An 18,656-nucleotide genomic window follows, 5' to 3' on the forward strand; every position below is an offset into this window, starting at 1 on the left:
GTAGCGATACACTTCTTCTTCAAGATAGCCTTACATACCGCTAGCCGTGTGCCGGTCAACAGAGATGTTCCGACCTACCACTCCGCATCACGCTCAATTACAAATAATTGTTAGGGCAGGGCGCGATCTAAGAATTTTCTTATGGCAGTCAGGACGGGGGCATACGATCATAGATTTGAAAAAATCGGCTAGACCAGTGCGGTTTCATGATCGAGCGTGAATTGAGGCGACCGCAAATCAACTCCCAGCTTTAGCTTATCACGTATAAAAACTTCTTCATCTTATCAAGCTGTCAGTGCATCTATGCAATCATTCCAAAATCACCATCGTTTTTTCTCAAATTCCGGAAAAATACTCCCACATTTTCTCGTACGAGATCTATTAATCAATTTTTTTACAATATGCGCCGCACCCGGCATGACGATGGCTCAGTCCTACAACGGTACCCAAACGACCAATGGACCATTTTCAAGCGGGCAGCAGGATTTCTATGACGGCAGTACGTTAAATGCTGTCGCTGAAAATTCCGTCAGCGGAGGCAGTCAGTTTTTCTATAATAGCAGTACCCTCAATGCTGCCGGCGAAAAAGCTGTCACCGATGGAACGCAGAAATTCTTTGACAATAGTGTGCTGAACGCGTCGGCGGCCCAAGCTATGGCTGGATTGGCCCGAATAAGTTTTTATGACTCTAGTGTTTTCAATGTCTCGGTGGCCAACGGTCTTGATGGAGCCAGCAGTCTGATAGAATTTTCCGAAGATAGCACGTTGAATGCGCTTGCCTCCGGAGCCATTGGTCAAGCCAATATCCGGCTATATGATCGTGCGGCGCTCAATGTACTAGCAAATGACGCTCTTAGCGCTTCAACTTTGGTACAGTTTTATCTGTATTCTTCGCCAGACGCAGGTGCTTTGCGCCTCAATGGATATAGTACAACCGTCGGATCATTAAAAAGTGTAGGGCTTGGGGGGGTAGTTGAAAACACTGCTTTGAATAATAGCATGCTTACCGTCGACTCATCGGTCCTAGGTGATTCGAGCTTTAACGGCTCGATCCGGGATGGGGGGGCGGGGACACTCAGCCTTACTAAAAGCGGCGAGGGAACATTGTTTCTGGGCGGCACTAACACCTATAACGGCGGAACCATTATTAATGGTGGCATCCTGAGCGCGAGAGCTCCTCAGGCCCTTCCGCAATATACTTCTTATACCATAAATAATGGTACGCTTGATCTGAACAATTATGAGTTGACAATGTCATCGCTTTCCGGTGCAGGAGGTAATGTGGCGCTTGGGACTGCGGCTTTGACGGTCGCTCAAAGCACAAATACGACTTATGGTGGCGTGATCGATGGAAAGGGCTCGCTTACTAAAAATGGGCTAGGCGTTTTGACGCTGACTGGCGTCAGCACCTATTCAGGCGGCACGACAATCGATGCCGGCACACTGCAACTTGGCGATGGCGGTACGACAGGCAGCGTCGCTGGCGATGTGCTGAACAACGGGACTCTGGTTTTCAAGCGCTCGAATGAGCTGACCTTCGCTGGCTCAATCTCTGGAGCAGGATCCGTTGAGCAGATCGGCACGGGCGTGACGATCCTAAACGGCGCCAATATTCATTCTGGTGATACTCAGGTGTTGGCGGGCGTTTTGCGGGCTGGAGCAACGCATACATTTAGCCCATTGTCTCAGACGACGCTCTCGACGGACGGGACGCTTGATCTCAACGGTTTCGACCAAACGGTCGCTGGGCTGAGCAATGCAGGAAGCGTGCTCCTTAATGGAGCGCCCGGAACAGTCTTAACGGTCAGCGGTACCTATACCAGCAATGGTGGTAACCTGTTTATGAATACGGTGCTGGGAGCAGACGATTCGATGACGGATCATCTTGTCGCCAACAGCGTAGTGATGCGCAATAGCGCGACCATTATTTTCGTGCAAAATATCGGCGGCCTGGGCGGATTGACCACTGGCAACGGCATTGAGCTTGTCACGGTGACCGGAGGTATGGCCGAGTCTGCTCCAGATGCTTTCCGGCTCGGCAACCGCGTGGCTGCTAGTGCTTACGATTATCGCCTGTATCAGGGAGGTCTTGGGGATTCGAGCGATAACGGTAACTGGTATCTGCGCTCATCTCTAGACTGTTCGCTTGATTCCACGGTTCCGGCCTGCGCGCTTGGTGGGGACCAAGCGCCGCTCTATCGGCCGGAGGTATTCGTCAATTCCACGATCCCAGCACTCGCCAGCCGCTTTGGTCTCGGCATGCTGGGAACATGGCGCGACCGTACCGGCAATGAGGCCACGCCCCCTCAAGGGGGCGGTCATGGCAACCGCGTTTGGGGTCGCCTGATCGGCGAGACCGGAACGCGCCGCTTCGATGGTGACAGCGTCACCGGTCAGTTGGCCTCGCGCGGTCCAAGCTACGACTATAGCTTCTCCGGATTCCAGACCGGTGCAGATCTACTGCGCCAACGCAATGCCGCGGGCGATTTCGCTGTTGGGGGCCTCTATATAGGCGCCGGCACTGCGCGTGCTAAGGCCTTTTCCCCAGTTGATCTCGGCCCGGGAAAAAAAGCCGGTACCGTTACCATGGACGGCTACACGATGGGTGCCTACTATACCTATCGCGGTGCTCAAGGCTGGTATCTTGATGCGGTTGCTCAAGGGACGCGCTACAGCCGGACCCGTGCGACTTCGAACAGTTCCGAGCCGCAGTCGCTGTCAACTAACGGCTTGGGGTCCGTCGCGTCGCTGGAAGCCGGTTATTCCATCGACCTGGGGGGAAGTTGGAACTTCGAGCCGCAAGGTCAATTGATCTATCAGCGTATTTCCTTTGACAAAAGTAAGGACCGCTTTGGCCTGATCTCCTTCAACGACAGCGATGCGATCTATGGACGCCTCGGAGGACGGCTGTCGAAGCAGATTACAGTGGCCGACGACAAGCCCCTGACTGTCTGGTTGCGCGGTGACCTCTTGTCGGCCTTCGGCGCCAGGGCGAAAACCACTTTCACAGACCTTGATGGTACCAATCCAGCCATCTTCAAGACCGAGCTCGGTGGCAATTGGATTCGATTGGGAGGAGGAGTGTCGGGTGAACTCTCAAAGCGCACCAGTTTGTCCGTCTCTCTCGACTATGAGATGCCTATTTCACCGGATTCGGGACACAGTATTGCCGGACATGTAGGCGTGAAGATTGCTTGGTAGTTTCGAAAGAGGGCCGCGAAGTACGGGGCGGAGGAAGCCCAGAGCGCCAGGCTGCTTTGCTTGTGTAGTGTAGGGCCCGAGCGACGCGCCCCGCAAAACTCCAAGTTAAGTGAAGTTTTGTCCGCGCAATACCAACTTAAGTGGCACGAGGATCCCATCGCCGATGGCTTAATTTTCCTAGGTGATTGATTTAGTGGGGCCGTCATTTCCACTCATGATGAACTCCGACAACTGCCATCGGCCGATTCTGTTGAAAAACTCTCCCTGAACACAGAACTGCCACGTCGTTCTGGTGTCACATCTTCATTGATGGAGATGCCTGTCATGATGGATCAGGCCACGGTTCAGGATCAGCTACGCCTTCAACCTCGAAGACCACGTCCCGCGTGACCACCTTCTTCGAGGCGTTGCCCGATTCCTAGATCTTGGCGAACTGCGCCAAAATCTTGCGCTGTTCTACAACCACACCGGTCGCCCTTCGATCGACCCCGAACTCATGATTCGCATACTCGTGATCGGCTACTGCATGGGTATCCGATCCGAACGGCGGCTGTCCGAAGAGGTCCATTTCAACCTGGCCTATCGCTGGTTCTGTTGTCTTGCCCTTGAGGACAGAGTTCCCGACCACTCCACCTTCTCCAAGAACCGCCACGGCCGTCTCCGCCAGAGCGATGCGTTTCGCTTCGTCTTTGAGGCCTTTTTGCGCCGGTGCATGAGTGAAGGGCTGGTTCAAGGAGAGGGTTTCGCCGTTGATGCCAGCATCATTAAGGCCGACGCCAACCGGGCGAACAAGGTTCCAAGCTCCGAGGTCAACCATTGGCGCCATGGCTCTCAATGCAGTCGCGCTGTGCGCGAGTACCTCGAAGCCTTGGAAGCAAACAACCCGATTGCCGATGATGCAACCGCGTCGACGCATGAAGCAGACGCAGCCTCCCGGAACATTTCCCCGACGGATCCTGCTGCACGCTGGACGGCCGCATCTGGCGGTCCAGCGTTCTACGGCTACTCTACCAACTACCTGATCGACCTCGCAGCCGGGATCATCATGGACGTTGAAGCGACGCCGGCTCATCGCACACCGGAGGTTGAGTCGACCCGGAATATGATCGAGCGAGTCGAAAAGCGCTTCAATATCAAGCCTCGGCGCCTGGTAGGAGATACCGCGTACGGTACCGCCTAGATGCTGGGTCGGATGGTCCAAGATAAGCAGATCGAACCTCATGTACCCGTTTGGGACAAGGCTCATCGCAAGGACGGCATCGTGTCGATCTGCGAGTTCCAATGGGTACCTGAGCGCAATGAGTATGTCTGCCCAGAAGGCCATGCACTGCGTAGTGACCGACGCCAGTTCACGCTACCGCGCACACGGATCACCAAGGACGACACTTTGATCTTTCGTGCGAGCCAGGGGGACTGCGCCAACTGTGTACTCAAGGAGCGCTGCTGTCCTAAAAAACCTTCCCGCAAAATCGCACGCAGCATCCATGACGGTGCCCGTGAGGTGGCGCGATCCCTCGCGCAGACACCGGCATACAGTCAATCGCGCAGGCAGCGAAAAGAAGTGGAGATGCTGTTCGCGCATCTCAAGCGCATCATGAAACTGGATCGACTTAGATTTCGTGGGCTCACCGGTGCACGGGACGAGTTCCTGCTGGCTGCAACAGCCCAGAATCTGCGAAGAATGGCGAAGTGGTTGGTGCAACGTGCAGAAGATTCGGCATTGAAGATGGCTTGATGAGGCCCGACGGGGCGCCTCTCCCGCTTAGCCTGAATTCTTGATCTCAAACTCTGCGCAGGTCACCCGCGCATGGAAGATGCGGGGCGAGTCTTGCAACAGAATCGGCCAGTAGCGGTCAGACTGAGCTAGCCCGGGTTTTCCGGACACTCGTAAAAGTAGACAATACTTGAAGGAGGTGTCCCATGGATAAACCCAAGCCCGATAGCAATGCGAACGGCACCAAGCGCCAGCACCATAGCCGCTAGTTCAAGATCGAGGCGGTTCGCCAGTTGGAGCAAGGCCAGGTTACCGGCACCCCACTGGCGATAATGCTGGGTGTGAAGCGCACGATTATTTACCGATGGAAGAAGGAGCTGGCCACGCATGGGCCGGATATCTCTTTCCCAGACAAAGGTCGAGCACGCACTGACGAACAGACCGAGAGCCAGCGCCTCAAGCGCGAGTTTGAGCAGGTTACGCAAGAACGCGACATCTTAAAAAAAAAACGGCGGCGTACTTTGCGCGGGAACTGCCGTGAGGTACGCCTTTGTGCAAGCTTATCAAGCAGCAGTTCCCGGTGGCCCGGTTGTAACGCGCTGCGGGTGAGCCGTAGCGGATATTACGATTGGCTTGGCCGAACGCCATGCGAGCGTGTTCAAGAGGACGCCAGTTTGTTGGTTGCCATTGAGCGCACACACCACGCTAACCGGCAGGCCTATGGGGCTGACAAAACGTGGTGTGCGCTCAATGCCAGAGGAATAGCCTGCGGCAAACATCGCGTTGCGCGACTAAGGCGCCAGGCGAGGATCGAGGCACTGCGCAAGCAGCGGTTTCGTCGACTGGATAAACACTCGCTGCTCGGACCCGCACCCAATCGCCTGCGGCGCCAGTTCACCGTGCAATGCCCCAACAAAGTATGGGTGGAGGATATCACGGTCGTTCCGACGCGGGCAGTCTGGCTATATGCAGTGCTGCTTAACCTTTACTCACGCTCGGTCGTCGGTTGGAGCATGGCGGAAAAGGCTGATCGAAATCTGCTGATCGGTGCTCTGCAAATGGCTCTTGCCAGGCGCAATCCGGGGCAAGGCTTGATGCAGCACAGTGACCGCGGTGCACAGTACAGTTCATCAGAGTATCGAGGACTGCTAGCCGAGCACGACATTGCCCGCAGCATGAGCGCCAAAGGTGATCCCTACGACAAAGCGGTAGCGGAGAGTTTCTTTAGCAACCTGAAGAACGAGTTAACTCATCATCTGGTCTTCCATAGCCGTGAGCATGACCGTAAACGCCGCGTACTCCGCGGTGTAGGCAAGGCGCATAAATGTCGCCGTTTTACAGAGCGGCAAGCAGGTCGCATTGCCCACAAACAGCGCCGACATCGACCCAACAAACGTGCCGATATTTGTCGCCTGCCCAAGTGTTAGAATCCTCCGCGCACGTCCATCAAGCAACCGGTGACATAAGACGCTGCGGGCGACGCCAGCCATAAAACGGCCTCAGCCACCTCGTTTACCGTGCCCATGCGTCCGATGGGAATAGAGTTGACTATCATGGCCAGTGCTTGTGGTGTGCGCTGCTGATGGATTTCCGTGTTGATCACGCCCGGCCGTACCGCGTTCACTCGGATCCCTTCCTCCGCGACTTCCTTGGCCAGTCCGATCGTCAGCGTGTCGATCGCCCCCTTAGATGCGGCGTAGTGCACCCAAGTTCCAGGCGCGCCGAGCACCGAGGCTCCCGACGATAGGTTGACAATAACACCGCCAGCGCCGCCTCGCCGCGTGGACATACGCCGCACGGCCTCACGCGCAGCGATGAATGCGCCGAACACATTCACCTGAAGCACCTGCGCCAGCGCTTCGCCCCGCAGGTCCCCCACTCGCGAAGCGCCGCCTGTCAGACCGGCGTTGTTGACCAGTACCTCGACTCGACCCAATGCGTCGATACGCCGGAATGCGTTGCAAAGTGCTGCTTCGTCACCAACGTCTGCCTGGAAGGCCCAGGCCTGACCGCCGCTGACACCGATTTCATGCAAAAGAGTATCGGCGGCTTCAACGTCGTGCCGGTAAAGTATGACCACAGGGTGCGTGCGCGCGGCCATGCGCGCGATCTGCGCGCCAATTCCGCGGCTTCCGCCGGTGATTACGAAGAGATTTCGCTGTTGTGAGAGGATTGCGGACATGATGAATTCCATATGCGAGTTGAAGGCCCCGCGGTATCCTTGCCGAGCGGTCTCGGCAGACACGGCGATGAAGCAAAGGAAGAGACAAAAGGGGGCTTACCGATGGACATCAATAGACTGGATCTGAATCTCCTAAAAATTTTTGATTCGGTGTACCGACTGAGGAATCTCAGCGAAGTGGCCAAAGAGGTAAATCTGAGCCAGCCGGCGGTAAGTCACGCGCTAGGACGTCTGCGCGAAGCGCTCAACGACAGATTGTTCGTACGCTCCCCTGGCGGTTTCGAACCTACCGAGCGGTGCGAGCGGCTGGCCCCACCCGTGCGGGCCGCGCTGGAGACAATTAAGGATTCGCTTATGGACTCGTCGAACTTCCGGCCCGAGGACTGCAACCGGGAATTCCGCCTGTTGCTTTCGGATGTAGGCGAAATGCTGCTTGTTCCGGCGCTGATGAGCCGGCTGCGCGAGATAGCCCCCCGAGTCAAGCTGGCCATCTTCCAGGCGCCACGAGTCAATTACGAGCAGATGCTGCAAGACCGCAAAGTGGACATTGCCGTGGGCCACCTAAATATGCTTAGGCAGACGATGCGCAAGCAATCGCTGTTCCAAGACGGCTGCGTGGTCCTGCGGCGCGAGCAGGTCGGACGCAGCAAGCCTCTGACACGGGAAGTATTCGAACAGAGCTATCACGTGATGATCATGCCACCCGACGATCCGGTGGAAGAAGGCTTGGCCAACCTCAATGTTTCGCGCAACGTCACGCTTCGCATCCCCAACTATTTTGCCTTGCCGGAGGTAATTGGCACGTCCGATCTCCTCGCCACGGTGCCTTCGCGCATCGGCCGGTACCTCGGAGGACGGGCCTCGCTGGACATCTACCCCGTACCCTTTCCCGAGCCCGTGTTCGATGTCCACATGTACTGGCATATGCGCCATGACGACGATCAGGCGCATACGTGGCTGCGCGAGATTTTCCTGGAACTGTTCCAATCACCGACCTAGGAAACCGACCTTCATTCCACCCCCTGCAGCTTCAACCTGCCTGTCGAGGACCGACATAGCCCTTTTGACCTGCCTCCGAACCGAGGTTCAGGATCGGGCCGTCCATGCGCTCCTGCCAGATCAGCGACTCCATGCCGATATGCAACGGATGGTCCTGGATCGTCAGCACCTGGGCGCCGTGCTCGTCGTAATAGTGGGCGTGCTCGGACCAGGAGGGGCCGGATAGCAACAGATCGCCAGCCTTCCAGTAAATCGTCTCGTCGTCGACCACACTCTTTCCCTGGCCCAGGAAGTGGTAGTTGATTGCCACGGAACTGTGCTTGTGGCCGCGGGTCACAGTCCGGGGCGGCACGCCCTTGGGCAGCGAGAATAGCGTAGCAAAGAATGAATGAGTGGTGCCGTTGCGCCGCTCGGTTGCGGGGTTGTAGAGCAGGATTATGTTGCGCAGGCCATCATCCCGCTCTTGCGAGAGCAGCGGCGCGGCCGACTCCCAAGGCCAGACCAGCGGCCGGTTTTCGACCACTTCAATGTCGGTGAGGAATTCGTACCCGCGCAGACGCGCACCCTCTGCCGAAATCTGGATATCGGGGGCATTGCCGCGATTGATGTCGATGTTGACCCCCGCCGTCGAGGCGATGGCCCTCCTCTCCCACCCGGCCTGCGCGTAAGCGGACCAGTGAACACCCAGCTTGCGCAACAGTGGGGCATTCGAGTAGACCAAGCGCACCCACAACTCCTTGCCTGTGTTCTTGCAGCTATAGGGCTGCATCGAAGGAATGGAGGCGACATCCCACTTGTCACTCGCCAGGGTCTCGTTACCGACCTGGATGGTGCCCGAACCTAGGATACAGAAGTGAATCTGGTTCGAATTGCGCAGCATCGGGCGGGTCTGTTCTCCGGGCTTGAGCACTTCGATGGTGACGTCAACGCCAGGGGCGAAGCCCTGAGTACCGTCAACACACTCGGGATGGATGACGGCGGCGGCGCGATAACCATCCGTGGGCGCCGGTTCATCGGCTAGACGCCGGATCTCGGCTTCGATGGCCTCGCGTGGCACCAGCACGGGAGCCCAGTGGTTGATAGGAGCCGGCGCGGTGCCGCTGATGTTAACCAGGCGATAGGTAGTCTCGGACATTGTTTTCTCCGCTGTACAGATATGGATTTCTTGAGAAGGCATGGCCGGCTTAGACCGGCGGGCGATTGATGGCTGACGAGGCGACAACCTGGGTCTCGGTAAGCATTGCGCCACGTCCCGGCTCAGTCCCTGGTCCACTGGATCGGGGCAGCCGCCGTCAGCGGCACGGTGAGTGCAGTGCCCGGCGCGGCCAACGCGCGCTCGTAAGTCAGCGCCGCGACGGCCAAATCGGACAGGCCCATACCCATAGCCTTGAATACGGTAACGTCGCCGCTGTTTCCGTTGGCCAGGCCGCCGCGCTTGATGACGTCTGGCAACGTCTGCACTTTGGGCCACTGCGGCGCATCCACGCCATATCTCTCCCGCATTTCACGCGACCCGCGGCGAGCGTTGTCCAGGTCGTCCACGACCACAGCCCAGGCGCGATCGAAGACATCGGGGAAGACCTCCGCGTTGGCCGGGAGAATGGCGCCCACGGCGTTCAAGTGCGCATGGGGGGCAAGCAGGCCCGCCCGGAAGAACGGCTCTGTTGCGCGCGTCACTACTGTTACCAGCGAGGCGCCGTCAGTGGCGGCTTCCAGACTCCCGGCCACGGTCACATCGGCTTGCGGCAGGTCGACGCGCACCTTATCGGCGAATGCTTGACGACGCGCGGCGTCGCGACTCCAGACGCGCACACGCCGGAGAGGCCGCACCGCATTGATCGCATACACCTGAGCAATGGCCTGGCGGCCGGTTCCCACGATCGCCAGATCGTCCGCCTCGGCCGGTGCAATCCACCGCGTGCCCAGCGCCGTCATAGCCGCAGTGCGGATCTGGCCCAACGTGTTCGCCTCCATCATGGCCAGCAGGCTGCCGTTGTTCGAGTCGAACAGCGCAAACACGGCCTTGGCGCCATTGGGCGTGTGTACCCAGGTCTTGAACCCGCACACGCCCAATCGCGGCGAGGCGGAGGCCAGCGCATGCATCGCGCCGCCGTCGCCCAGAGATCCCAGGGCCTTGGGTACATTAAAGGCGGCGCCGTCGGCAATCTCGATCAGATTGCGTTCCAACGCATCGATCGCGTCAACCATGGGGACATGGCCGGCGACTTCGGCTTCGGTCAGCCAGAGAGCGGTATTCTTCATCAGTATCATCACAGGTAAAAAAATCGACGGGCTGCGGCCCGCGACGGGAGAGTCAGTGGTTAGCTGGCGGCAGGTGTGCCCAGCTGGATTTGTGCGCGATACACCAGGCATGGCCGTCATGTATCAGGCGGTCTACGCAACGGCGTATGCCGACGGGCGTGAGCGGCGCCGAGGCCTCCTGGTCCAGCTGCGCTTCGTAGGCCATCAAAAAAAAGCGCACGGTGGCCTGGTTTTCGCCATCCAGGCTAACCACCGGGTTACAGACGGCATGAAAAGTGCGGCGCTGCGGCGAGCGTGCTGCCAACGCGGCGCCAATCTCGGCGTGGCCCGCCAAGGCGCGGCCTTGCCGCTCCCATACGCCCTCCTTGGCGAACTGGGCGAGCGCGCAGTCGTGGGCGTGGATATCGAGCGCATCGAAGAATCGGTACACAACTTGCAGGCATTCGAGGAGTTCTGTAGCTGCCATGATCAATCCTCCTGCCGCGTGCCGTGGCGCAATACACCTACCCCTAAAACCTCGACCTCGAACTGATCGCCGGGACGCAGGTAGCGGGGTGGCTTGCGAGTCATGCCCACACCCTCTGGCGTACCGGTGGCGATAATGTCACCCGCTCTCAGCGTGGTGAAGGTGCTCAGGTAGGCAATCAGCGTGGGAATGGAGAAGATCAGGTCATCCAGACCGCCGTTCTGCACTTCGACGCCATTCAAGCGCCCAATCACGCGCACCTCGCGCGGACCGTTCAGCGAATCGGCGGAAACAATCCATGGGCCGAGCGCTCCGGAACACTCGAAGTTCTTGCCAGGCGTCGCCTGCCGGTTGTGCATCTGATAATCGCGCACCGAGTTTTCGGCCATGCAAGTGTAGCCAGCCACGTAATCCAGAGCGCGCTCCACAGGCACATGGCGCGCCTGCTTTCCAATCACCACGGCCAATTCGGCCTCGTAGTCCAGTTGCTCAGAGTTGCGCGGACAAATGACCGTTGCTCCATGCCCCACGAACGAATCGGCGAAGCGCGGAAAAACCGAGGGATGAGCGCTGGCGCCACGATCCATCTCCCGCACGTGCTTGCCATAGTTGAGGCCGGCGCAGATGATCTTGGTATCAGGCATGACGGGAGCCAGCCAGCGCACCTCTGTGATCGGCACGGTGGCCCGCTTAGCTACCGCGGCAGCCTCGGCCAAGGCCTGACCATAATCGCGCGCTCCCGGCAGCAGTTCAACGGATTCACTGCCGACAACTCCCCAGACAGCATGGCCATCATGCTCCAACCTTGCGATCTTCATTATTAGCTCCAGTACGGAAAACGGATATTTCGAAAAAATCTTGACCTGAGTGCAGACGTCGGCCCCGTCAGCCTGTGCCGGCGGGCACTTATGCAGAGTTCGGGAGGCGCGCCCGTAGGGCGAGCGCGTAGGGCGAGCGCGTAGGGCGAGCGCGTCTATTGCGTCTCAGGCGCGGGCACCCAGATGCGGATCGGGGTAGCGATAGGCGCCAATCATGAGAATTCCGAACGCGCAGACGGCGCACACGATGCCTGCAGTCAGCATCACCATGTCGTAGCTATGAAAGCGGTCGAAGGCCAGGCCGTACAAGGCGGGCCCAAGCATCGTGCCGAGGCAGAACAGCGAAATCAGCACGCCATATATGGCACCAAAGTTCTTCAGACCGAAGTAACGCTTCACGAAGAATGGCACCAGATCGCCCTCGGCACCTATTAACATGCCTGTCAGCATCGCTCCCAGCGCAAGTTGCAGATATGGGGTGTCATGGGTGGCGGTTCCCAGCAGAGCCACGCCGAAACCGCCGAGCAGGAATACCGCTGCGGCTAGCACGCGCGCCGCGACAAGGTCCAGCAGCAGGCCGACCAGGAAGCGACCCGTGGCCAAGCCGATTGCGGAGAATGCGGCTCCAGCCGCCGCCATTTCAGGCGACACGCCGTTATCCGACAGCAATGCCGGAACATGCACGATGCTGCCCAGGCCGACCGCCGCAATCAAAGCGACGCACAAACCGATCAGCCAGAAACGCGGATTGGCGAAGGCAATCTTCGGCGCATCGCCGGTCAGACTGGCGGCCGGCTTCGCATCAGTCGACGCCTGCACGGCTTGCTCCTGGGCGGGAATGCGACGCAGCATTGCATGGGTAATATAGCCAATGAAGGCCGCAATGGCAGCCAGAAGCAGATATGCCGTCTGCCAGTCGTAGTGACGGATCATCAAGCCGGTAATGAGCGGAGCCAGAGCCGCGCCGATACCTGCGCCGATCGAGGCGATGCCGAAAGCCAGCCCGACGCGGCGTTCGAATGCGTAGGCGAGAATAGGTAGATATCCCACGGGTGAGGTCGCTACGCCAAGCAAGCCAAGCAGGAAAGTCTTGCTGCCCAGCGCCGTCGTCGTCAGCGGCCCCGCACCCATCAGCAGCAGAGCAAGCACGAAGCAGATAATGGAAATCCCGATAATGCGCTGATAACCGTAGCGATCCATCAGCCTTCCGGCTACTGGCGAGCTTACGGCCAGGCCCAGCGAAGCCAACGCCATACAACTGGCGGCTGTGCCTCGTCCCACCTCCAGCGACTGCGCGATAGGCAGCAGAAAGACGCCTGTTGTACCCGCAAAGAGGGCCGTATACCCTCCCGCAAGCCCGAGTGAGGTCGCCGTCAACAAGGCGATGCTGCGCCGACTCTGAGCGCGCTTGGTCATACCGCCGGGCACACTGGTCCCCGCGAAGTTCTTGATGGAATTGTCCACATATGTCTCCTCGCCATTCTCTTTTGGATAGCGTGGCGGCCAATTTAGCAGAGCGTCCTTAGCGAAAAAACTGAAACTTCTGCATCAGCAAAATGCAGCAAATGAATAGCGTTCAGTCTATTTATATGCATGGCATGAATAAGCAAATTTCGGAATTTTCAGTGGAACTCGCGCAGCGCTGGCGATAAAGGTGGGCGATCAAAAAAAGGAGGCGACAGTGGCATCAATCGTTCGACACATGACTATCGTCAATTTCGAAGAGCTCAAACGGTCCATGCGAAAGTTGGCCACGCCGTCAATATCATCACGTGCCGATATGAAGACGCGCACTGTAGGCGGACCGCGACAGCGTTCTGTTCTGTTTGCACCGACCCACCCACCGTCCTGATCTGCGTCATTGCAACGCGAGTGCATGCGAACGCATCCAGCATTCACGTCGGTTTTCCCTCAGCGTGTTGACGCCAGACATGGAGGAGGTGGCGGCGGCATTCTCGGGGAAAGATTGCGCCGGAGCATCGATTCGACACTGCCCGGTGCGTGAATTCGCGACACTCCGCGAGGTTGAGGCTGCGCTCTTTCAGCTGGGCGATCGAGTGAGATAGAGATACGGCCATTGAAAGCGATCAACCAGCCGACTGTTCGCGTTGTGACTGCCCACTCCGCGGCACAGCCTCCACCTCGATACCCTAACGACAGAACACCAGAAACAAGGCCAACGACCTGCGAGACAGACCGGTCCAGTTCGTGTTCAACATCCCGCCCGCATACACTATGGAGCGTTAACTGCAGTAGGGGGTGTGGCCCGGTGGCCGATAGCAGCGACGCCCACGTCAGCCTAAAGTGGAGATTTCGCTATACGCATTATGGGCGCATAGTGTTTATTAAACGCCCATTAGCTGTATAGGAAACCGCCATGCTCGGTAACATGCCCGCCCCCCTCCCCTTGCGTCCGGCTGCTGCACGGCTTCGGCACGCTCACCCGCCCAAATCGTCGGCGTGGCCAACGGCGCCTGCCGCTGCCACTGTTCCCATGGGCAAGCATCCCAATGCATCTATCGTACGTACAGCACGCGAGTATTGGGGCTTCACGCAGGAAGAAGCGGCGGCCAAAGTGTTTGCCGCACAACGCACGTGGCAGAAATGGGAGGCAAGGAACGGTGGGGCCATGCCGCTCGCCGCATGGGCTTTGTTCAACCGCGTCGCGCCCGAGCGCGACGCCACCCATTTTCAGTTCGTCATTGCGCATGAAGAGCCTCTGGTAGTGAAAATCGGTTCGTTCGTAATGTTGCAGCCGCGCCGAGGTCCTCGGCTTATCGCACAACTGCTCGCTGACGACGGCGCCAGTTGCGACGATTTGACGCCTGGCACGCCACAGGGGCGGGCGCGTGGTGTCGTCGTCGGCTTTCCTGACCTGGATGACGCTGAACGGATCGGTTGCCCCTACCGCCGCGGTGAGCCGGTAAGGTTCTCCCTGCACAACATCATGACCGTAATGCATCAGCTGCCGGACGCACATCGCTACGCAGTCTCAGTCGATGATCCGGCCGTGCTTGAAGCTCTCGACGCGACAGTGGAGCGCCTGCTCCGAGTTGCAGTCCCGAGCAAGGTGGATGTCGTCCGAGACGGACGAAGCGTAAGCGCTGTTCTGACCGCCACATCTACTGCATAACAGTCGGCCGAGACCGCACCAGATCCTTCGACCGTCACACCACAGATCATGCCCCAATAGGCTTGCATGCCCCCCTTTTCGCTGAGACCATGCCATGAATCCTGCCGATGCCGAGAACACGACGAAGCTAAACGCCTCCCAAGAATTGAGGCCAATACTCCTGAATGAAACGGAGCTCGTACTCGAACTGGGCTTGCGCCAAACCACGTGGGTCAACGGTGCTGGGCGGACGATCCTTTTGGCCGACTATCGCGTCGGAGGTGAAGTCTGGCAGGTCCATAAGAGCGATGCAGACCCCTACCCATCCGGCCACATGCGCATTGCATCTCCGGCCCTGCTCGCCTCAGGTGCTGCACCCTGCATCTGGGTACCGCCGAACTGTTCCGCGGTAGGCAAGGCCTGAACCACTACCTGGCGCAGCGTCAATTCGACGCTCTTATCGACCGGGTTCGGCCTAAGCTCCCCGGTATCACTCTACCGTTGCCGGCCACCGCTTGACCCACCGAGACCAACAGTAAGTTGACTTCAACATCAGATGTCATCTTTTTCGAGCCAGGCAACGACCCACGAGCCACGGACCGCCACCTAAGCGGCAACTGCGCTTATCTTCACCATCGGCTGTCGAAGTTCATTAAAGTTGGAACCATTCAAGTTGATATTCGCCCGAATGGTTCACTTGCTAGCGCGGCGACTGCGTAACAGAGAGGCGGGTTGAACAAGGTCTCGTCCGATGGTGAATGTAAGGCCAAACTCGGGGTATAACAGCCCTCCCCGGCCAGGACTGGCCACTTAGCAAACTGCACATGACCGCCGGACCACAAGATTTCCAGATCACATCGCATTTCTATAACAATGCGATCTTCATCATCGACGCGCTTTCGCCTGACGATAGCCAAACGGGCGAAGCCATTCACCACGCGATGCAGATCATGGTCCAGGTGCCTCAGCACCACCAACCGATCGTCCAACGGATTTGCGTAACCACGCCAGACCAAATGCTCGCCGCGCTTGAGTCCATCCGCCGGTAGTGCAAGTTCAGTGGGATAAAACCTCTCGTGCATATCGAGAGCCACGGCGACGATATCCAGGGCATCAAGGTTGGCACGCAGATGATGTCGTGGAAGACGATCGAGCGCGCACTCGGCAAGATCAATAAGGCCTGCCGAGGGGACTTGGCTGTGATTGTGGGCGCTTGTTTTGGCCTATATGCCATTAGTGAGATCTCAATTGAGAAATCCTCTCCCTTCCACTTCCTAGCCGGCCCGGATAAACCAATTGGATCGGATGCAATTCGTCAGGAGACCTTGCAGTTCTACCAAGCATTGCTGGCCACGGGTGACCTTCGGCTGGCGGTGGCTAAGCTAACAAGCATGCAAGCGTTCTACGCCGAGAAGCTCCTGGCTCGCACACTGGCCCAATTCTATTGACAGGCTTGTCTAGGCAGTAAGGACCAGGCCAGGGTCGAACGTTACCTCTCGGAGTTTAGCCAAAACCGAGGTGGCTTTGTCAATCGAGCCCAGTTGCGTGCAGTCCGTCAAAAAGGTGAAAGCGCACGTCCGGAGGGGCAGCCGACAAGAGACCTTTAATCGCATCTCGAGCCGCTTTCTTCCATATAAGAAATGCTCATTCAAGCATGAGTATCTGCCGTCTTGAGCTAGGAACGGATGAGCACAGAATGAAGACGGCTCAAGCGCACCCCAGCCATCCTCAATCTTGAGGTGGCCCATCGCGAAGAGCCCAATCAATGCCGCCAAGGCACCCACCAAACAGAAATACTCATTCAGGCTCACCGCCAGATCTCCTCGTCGTTATCCAGAACAGAGCCTCGCAACCGCGAGGCGCAATCTGTCAATAAGCCGATTTAGATTTACTGTAGTTGGGACTATCAGATTCTTTCAGTTCACGAGCAAGATCCACAAAATGCGCGCGAGAGTAGGCCATCGTTGTTCGAAGGTCTTTGTGGCCAAGCAACTCGGCTGCAGCCCGCAGGTTCTTGGTTTTGTATACAACTTCCTTAGCTCGGGTGTGTCGAAGCCAATGTGTTGAAGCATCGGATAGGCGATCGGCGGCTTGCGTCTCCCCCTGCTCTTCTGCCAGCGCCGCAGCCTCCTTCAGTAACCCCTTGATGATCTCGTAGACACCTTGGCGCGTGCGAACAGCGTGCCACCTGGCGCGATAGCGCCTGCCGCGGGCGCTGCCGCCCCGCCCCGTGCTGGTCCTGAACGAAAGGACCAAACCCAGTTCTTCGCCCGGCTCGGGCGCGTCTTTCAAGTTGAAGGCCCGACGATAGAGGTGAAACGCATCCAGGACGTCTGGGTCCAATGGCACGCTGCGCGAGCCGCCCCCCTTTTGATGCCTGACTTCCAGCCCCCAAAACACGTCCGCTATATCCTCAACCCGAAACACATCGGCCATGTCAGCCAAGGCCGCCTCCGTTGTCCGGATCGCTGTGCGCACAAAGAGCAGAAACAGGAAGCGGTCCCGGTAGTAGCGCAGATGGTGCACCGCCAGGCGCCGCTCGCGTCGCTCCAGCGCTTCGAGCACAAGCGCCACCAGTTCGGGGGCAAGGGACTTAGGATCACCGCGGCGCCCTGCCCCGCGACTGCTCCGACGCGCCTGGCCCAGGGTAGGGTCAAATTCAACGTACCGCGCCTTGACCCAAAAACGGTAGAGCTCTCCGATGATCCCGCAGGCCTGAGCCACCGACGAGGGCGCCATCCTCCCTCGAAACGGCGTCCACCCGTCTTGTCCAATCCTTGCACCAGGCCGCGCCGCGTAGTCACCAGCCCCGTCGGTCAGGAAGTCCCTAAACCTGCGCACGTCGTCAAAGCGCCATTGGCGAGGCAAAGGCAAGGAAAACGACTCCACGTACCAGCGTAAACGCCTAACTTCACGGGTGTAGGTGAGGAGAGTATTCGGCGATACGCCGGTCTCCTTGAGTACCTGCAACCAGACATCGGCCGCCTCCCAATCGCTGGCAACGGTGCCGAGTGCATGCAAGGTCCGATCGGAGCCATCCGCCCTGGTGAGCTCATTCATGGCGGGGAGTAGCCTTCAATTCGTTAACCAGCCGGCGCAGACCGTCGACAATGGTCTCGGTTTGTCGCTTATCGGTCTCAAGTTGGGCAATACGCTTTCGCGCCTCGACGACCTGCTCGCGCAGCCCCTGGACTTCCTCTCGAACCTCCTGGCGCGCTCGATCGATGCGCATCATGTTTTCCCGATTTTCCGCGGCAGCTCGGTCGTTGGCCAGCTGCAGCGCCGCCGTCAGCTGCTGCACCGTGGCCTGCAGCTGGTCCCGACTGCTAAGCACGCCCGCCAGTTCAGCTTTGGCCGCGGTAGCCACGCGTTCCGCTTCTTCCCGCTCACGAAAGGCGATTTCCGCCTGGCGCTCTACGCGCTCGGCGCGTTGGCGCAACCGGTCGACCTCGACCTGCTGCAACTGCGCCAGCTCTCCGACGCGCCCCATGGCCTCGAGTGCAAAGCGAGATGGCTCGCTAGTACTAGTCGGGGTGCCGGAAGGCGTTTCGCTGCGAACGCCGCGAACGGGGATTTCAGGCGACGGCGCGGGTGCTGCGCCGCCGGCCACCAGAATGCGCGCCTTATAGCCCTGGAGCTCGTCATTGACCGTCGTTGCCGAAGGCCCTCGGTGAGCTGCGAACTGCTTCAGCAGTTGGATGTACGTCCTTGCTCCGTAGACCCCGCCTGTTATTTGGCGCACCAGTTCGAAGAAATCGCGTAGAAAGGCCCTATTCGTACCAGCTGGATGCGCTTGGTCAATCGCACCCAACTGCACCAAGAGCCGCTTGGCCTGATCGTCAGGCAGGGGCAGAACTGAGGGACGAGCCATGCTGACTATTCAACGTAGAGCGGATAGACCC

The 18,656-nt window shown here is 58.5% G+C and carries 15 protein-coding genes and 1 pseudogene; 8 read left to right on the forward strand and 8 right to left on the reverse strand.

The annotated features are described in order from the left end of the window. Nucleotides 1–303: 303 nt before the first annotated feature. The 3 genes and pseudogenes from U858_RS35230 to U858_RS35235 all read left to right on the forward strand — a co-directional run bounded on the left by U858_RS35230 (nucleotide 304) and on the right by U858_RS35235 (nucleotide 6,342). The gene (locus U858_RS35230) at nucleotides 304–3,201 is read left to right on the forward strand and encodes an autotransporter outer membrane beta-barrel domain-containing protein (protein ID WP_081821778.1); all 2,898 of its coding nucleotides are present in this window, start codon (nucleotides 304–306) and stop codon (nucleotides 3,199–3,201) included. 331 nt (nucleotides 3,202–3,532) lie between these two features. Continuing rightward, nucleotides 3,533–4,936 (forward strand): annotated as a pseudogene (locus U858_RS34030) (IS1182 family transposase). 254 nt (nucleotides 4,937–5,190) lie between these two features. Beyond that, on the forward strand, nucleotides 5,191–6,342 hold the full coding sequence (locus tag U858_RS35235) for an IS3 family transposase (protein ID WP_115597047.1): 1,152 nt from the start codon (nucleotides 5,191–5,193) through the stop codon (nucleotides 6,340–6,342). Here U858_RS35235 and U858_RS0130400 read toward each other — a convergent pair. Beyond that, the gene (locus U858_RS0130400) at nucleotides 6,339–7,109 is read right to left on the reverse strand and encodes an SDR family oxidoreductase (RefSeq protein WP_025140878.1); all 771 of its coding nucleotides are present in this window, start codon (nucleotides 7,107–7,109) and stop codon (nucleotides 6,339–6,341) included. The genes U858_RS35235 and U858_RS0130400 overlap by 4 nt on opposite strands. Between U858_RS0130400 and U858_RS0130405 the strand changes: the two genes are divergently transcribed. Further along, nucleotides 7,110–8,096: a LysR family transcriptional regulator gene (locus U858_RS0130405; RefSeq protein WP_025140879.1), complete on the forward strand. Its 987-nt coding sequence runs from the start codon at nucleotides 7,110–7,112 to the stop codon at nucleotides 8,094–8,096. A 31-nt stretch (nucleotides 8,097–8,127) separates the two neighbouring features. On the opposite strand, the gene U858_RS0130410 is transcribed toward U858_RS0130405, so the two are convergent. The 5 genes from U858_RS0130410 to U858_RS0130430 form a co-directional block, all read right to left on the reverse strand. Beyond that, nucleotides 8,128–9,231, reverse strand: coding sequence for a hypothetical protein (locus U858_RS0130410; RefSeq protein ID WP_029954561.1), 1,104 nt, complete (start codon nucleotides 9,229–9,231; stop codon nucleotides 8,128–8,130). 122 nt (nucleotides 9,232–9,353) lie between these two features. Next, entirely contained in the window at nucleotides 9,354–10,358 is a 1,005-nt protein-coding gene (locus tag U858_RS0130415) for an ornithine cyclodeaminase family protein (protein WP_025140881.1), read from the reverse strand. Nucleotides 10,359–10,410: 52 nt separating this feature from the next. Continuing rightward, nucleotides 10,411–10,824 (reverse strand): nuclear transport factor 2 family protein, encoded by a 414-nt coding sequence (locus U858_RS34490; protein ID WP_025140882.1) that lies wholly within the window; start codon nucleotides 10,822–10,824, stop codon nucleotides 10,411–10,413. Between the two features lie 2 nt (nucleotides 10,825–10,826). After that, entirely contained in the window at nucleotides 10,827–11,642 is an 816-nt protein-coding gene (locus U858_RS0130425; RefSeq protein ID WP_029954562.1) for a fumarylacetoacetate hydrolase family protein, read from the reverse strand. A 165-nt stretch (nucleotides 11,643–11,807) separates the two neighbouring features. After that, nucleotides 11,808–13,106: an MFS transporter gene (locus U858_RS0130430; protein WP_025140884.1), complete on the reverse strand. Its 1,299-nt coding sequence runs from the start codon at nucleotides 13,104–13,106 to the stop codon at nucleotides 11,808–11,810. A gap of 1,030 nt (nucleotides 13,107–14,136) precedes the next feature. Between U858_RS0130430 and U858_RS0130435 the strand changes: the two genes are divergently transcribed. From U858_RS0130435 to U858_RS0130450, 4 genes are all read left to right on the forward strand, one after another. After that, nucleotides 14,137–14,775, forward strand: coding sequence for a hypothetical protein (locus tag U858_RS0130435; protein WP_157838878.1), 639 nt, complete (start codon nucleotides 14,137–14,139; stop codon nucleotides 14,773–14,775). A gap of 94 nt (nucleotides 14,776–14,869) precedes the next feature. After that, nucleotides 14,870–15,178: a hypothetical protein gene (locus U858_RS35810; RefSeq protein WP_157838879.1), complete on the forward strand. Its 309-nt coding sequence runs from the start codon at nucleotides 14,870–14,872 to the stop codon at nucleotides 15,176–15,178. Nucleotides 15,179–15,578: 400 nt separating this feature from the next. After that, nucleotides 15,579–15,803 carry a hypothetical protein gene (locus U858_RS0130445; RefSeq protein WP_025140886.1) on the forward strand — a complete coding sequence of 75 codons (225 nt, stop codon included), beginning with the start codon at nucleotides 15,579–15,581 and terminating at the stop codon, nucleotides 15,801–15,803. A 27-nt stretch (nucleotides 15,804–15,830) separates the two neighbouring features. Beyond that, entirely contained in the window at nucleotides 15,831–16,202 is a 372-nt protein-coding gene (locus U858_RS0130450) for a hypothetical protein (protein WP_025140887.1), read from the forward strand. A 421-nt stretch (nucleotides 16,203–16,623) separates the two neighbouring features. On the opposite strand, the gene U858_RS0130460 is transcribed toward U858_RS0130450, so the two are convergent. Further along, nucleotides 16,624–17,814, reverse strand: a complete 1,191-nt coding sequence (locus U858_RS0130460; protein ID WP_025140889.1) for a site-specific integrase — start codon at nucleotides 17,812–17,814, stop codon at nucleotides 16,624–16,626. Beyond that, complete coding sequence (locus U858_RS34495) at nucleotides 17,807–18,625, reverse strand: hypothetical protein (protein ID WP_025140890.1); 819 nt, start codon at nucleotides 18,623–18,625, stop codon at nucleotides 17,807–17,809. The genes U858_RS0130460 and U858_RS34495 overlap by 8 nt, the downstream gene beginning before the upstream one ends. Nucleotides 18,626–18,656 lie beyond the last annotated feature (31 nt).

Source organism: Achromobacter sp. DH1f (assembly GCF_000633435.1).
GTDB lineage: Bacteria > Pseudomonadota > Gammaproteobacteria > Burkholderiales > Burkholderiaceae_B > Achromobacter > Achromobacter deleyi.

Excerpts from the sequence above, each read along its gene's own strand:
- U858_RS34490 (WP_025140882.1), bottom strand. The coding sequence starts at position 10,824 with ATGGCAGCTACAGAACTCCTCGAATGCCTGCAAGTTGTGTACCGATTC.
- U858_RS35810 (WP_157838879.1), top strand. The coding sequence starts at position 14,870 with ATGAATCCTGCCGATGCCGAGAACACGACGAAGCTAAACGCCTCCCAA.
- U858_RS0130445 (WP_025140886.1), top strand. The coding sequence starts at position 15,579 with ATGACCGCCGGACCACAAGATTTCCAGATCACATCGCATTTCTATAAC.
- U858_RS35230 (WP_081821778.1), top strand. The coding sequence starts at position 304 with ATGCAATCATTCCAAAATCACCATCGTTTTTTCTCAAATTCCGGAAAA.
- U858_RS34495 (WP_025140890.1), bottom strand. The coding sequence starts at position 18,625 with ATGGCTCGTCCCTCAGTTCTGCCCCTGCCTGACGATCAGGCCAAGCGG.
- U858_RS0130405 (WP_025140879.1), top strand. The coding sequence starts at position 7,110 with ATGCGAGTTGAAGGCCCCGCGGTATCCTTGCCGAGCGGTCTCGGCAGA.
- U858_RS0130410 (WP_029954561.1), bottom strand. The coding sequence starts at position 9,231 with ATGTCCGAGACTACCTATCGCCTGGTTAACATCAGCGGCACCGCGCCG.
- U858_RS0130425 (WP_029954562.1), bottom strand. The coding sequence starts at position 11,642 with ATGAAGATCGCAAGGTTGGAGCATGATGGCCATGCTGTCTGGGGAGTT.
- U858_RS0130435 (WP_157838878.1), top strand. The coding sequence starts at position 14,137 with ATGGGCAAGCATCCCAATGCATCTATCGTACGTACAGCACGCGAGTAT.
- U858_RS0130460 (WP_025140889.1), bottom strand. The coding sequence starts at position 17,814 with ATGAATGAGCTCACCAGGGCGGATGGCTCCGATCGGACCTTGCATGCA.
- U858_RS0130400 (WP_025140878.1), bottom strand. The coding sequence starts at position 7,109 with ATGGAATTCATCATGTCCGCAATCCTCTCACAACAGCGAAATCTCTTC.
- U858_RS0130415 (WP_025140881.1), bottom strand. The coding sequence starts at position 10,358 with ATGAAGAATACCGCTCTCTGGCTGACCGAAGCCGAAGTCGCCGGCCAT.